At 47.3% G+C, this 1931-nt stretch carries 2 protein-coding genes and 1 pseudogene; all 3 read left to right on the top strand.

What is annotated here, in order from left to right; genetic code table 11:
* Window positions 1–489: pseudogene (locus tag QOL76_RS21200) on the top strand (hypothetical protein); the annotation flags it as partial.
* Between the two features lies 1 nt (window position 490).
* The gene (locus QOL76_RS21195) at window positions 491–919 is read left to right on the top strand and encodes a DUF5675 family protein (protein ID WP_283414962.1); all 429 of its coding nucleotides are present in this window, start codon (window positions 491–493) and stop codon (window positions 917–919) included.
* Window positions 895–1155 carry a hypothetical protein gene (locus QOL76_RS21190; RefSeq protein WP_283414961.1) on the top strand — a complete coding sequence of 87 codons (261 nt, stop codon included), beginning with the start codon at window positions 895–897 and terminating at the stop codon, window positions 1153–1155. The genes QOL76_RS21195 and QOL76_RS21190 overlap by 25 nt, the downstream gene beginning before the upstream one ends.
* Window positions 1156–1931 lie beyond the last annotated feature (776 nt).

The raw sequence follows: 1931 nt of genomic DNA, 5'->3' as shown, positions 1-1931 counted from the left end.
CAGGTGATGATGAAGGTGCTGCAATCAGATCTTGTCAATAACCGAGGAGAACGTATGGTACGTGCAGGCGACTGGAGTCTACTGAAAGATATGGAGCTGAATGCTTCCAGTTCCCTGGGTAGTACGCTCTTTTTGGAAACTACCTACACGGATTCCCCAACGGCATGGGCGGTAGCCATCCCGGCTTTTGTCCCTCAGGATTATGTGGCAGTACCTAGAGGTGCAACCCACTTGAGGATATCGGCTACAGGAGTGGGTTTGGATTTCTCGACGGGTGCAAGAGCAGTGCAAACTGCTGCTTCAACTTTGCTTCCAGTAATCGATCCGGCTGCGGCAATCAATCTATCCGTTGATAAAGCCCTGCTTCCTGGTACGCACAGAGCTTTTGTTCTCAGTGTGGAATTCGTCCAGATGGTGAATGGCAGCGAGTACTCCATTAACAATGGGGCGCACAATGCGGCTAAGATGGTAGGAGTAGAGCAGGTCTAAGATGAGACTGGTACTTCACCGCAAGTACAAAGCAACAGTAACCCTTGGGAGATTATTTCTCGGGCAGAAGCAGCTCTGCTTTACCCGCGAGCCTCCCAAGGCCTGCTTTGGAAAAGAGATCGCCTGTCTGGAAGAAGGAGTGTACGAGCTGGAAGCTATGCATTCCGAGGGGAAAGGCTGGGAGATAGGAATAGGGGACAAAGGTAAAATCTCTTCTTACCAAGGAGAAGATAAGCTGGAATCCAGTTCCCTCTATCCTGTGACCAGCTATAGAGCCGACGGTACACCGCTATTCACCAAACTAGCATTTCTCCAGTTGATGGAGAGACTGGAATCTGAATGGGAGCGGGGGGAAATTGTAGAGTTGCAGATAGTATCAGAGCAAGTTCCTTATCTCCTTGAATCATGTCTGCAGCGGAGCTATTGCTAAGTCTGGCAGGGGTGGTGACCATGATGCTGCTTTCGGTGATTGCTTATTTTCTAAAATTGCTGATAGAGGATACAAGGCAGTTAAGGGATGAGTTAGCCAAGTTGAAAGAGCTCTTTTACCGACTGGAAGCCGAACAGGCAGTGATAAAGAATGTGATGCAGCGTACCCGCAGTCCTAGGATTCGCAGATCCTCTCGAACGAAGCAAGAGGATCCTTCGGGCTGCACCACTCTGTAATCGCATTCTGCAAAAAGCTCTTGATTCAGGAAATTTGTATTTAAGCCGGAGGGGATTCCTCTCCGGTTTTTTTATCCCATTTCCAATAGGGGAGCATCAACAATCACCCGTTAGAATGGCCTTTATTGTCCTGCTTCTCCAGAAGCTAGACACAACTGCAACCAGATATAGACCAAGCCCCTAACTTCCACCCATTATAAATTTTAAATTCTCAATTCCTCATCACCGGACACCGGGCATCCATCTCACATCTGAAATCCGAAATCGATTCGGTTCATCTTGCTGGCACAACACCGCGTCTCCGCTAGACGATTCTGGGCCAGCGCTGGTAAAACCTTATACTTCTATAAGCTGGGGTTGAAACCCCAGCCTATTGAATACAATCCTATTTCTTGACCGCTTCCTACTTCATCATTCGATATTCGAAATTTTACATTTATGATTAATAACATCTAACATCGGTCACTCAACACCAGCTATCTCCATCCATGGTCTGTGTCTCACAGACCCAACTATCCATGACTTTTGCTATTGCATTCTCAGGACAGCCTTTCAACAGCTTGATTGAATGTTTTTCATTCAACATTTCTTACAATAATGGCTACCCGTTTCCATCTTGCTGGCACTTCGCCTTCGTCTCCGAATGATGATTCTGGGCCAGCGCTGGTTAACAATTACATCCTTAAACACCGGGTTAAAACCCGGCGCTACAAATTTGACATGCCTACGGCATTGTTCAGTTTCCAACTTCCCTGCTTTCAAACCTCCGATACCCG

It is taken from the genome of Algoriphagus winogradskyi, from assembly GCF_900182815.1.
In the GTDB taxonomy this organism is placed as follows: domain Bacteria; phylum Bacteroidota; class Bacteroidia; order Cytophagales; family Cyclobacteriaceae; genus Algoriphagus; species Algoriphagus winogradskyi.
The sequence above is the reverse complement of the archived record's forward strand: the minus strand, read 5'-3'. Positions and strand labels throughout refer to the sequence as shown.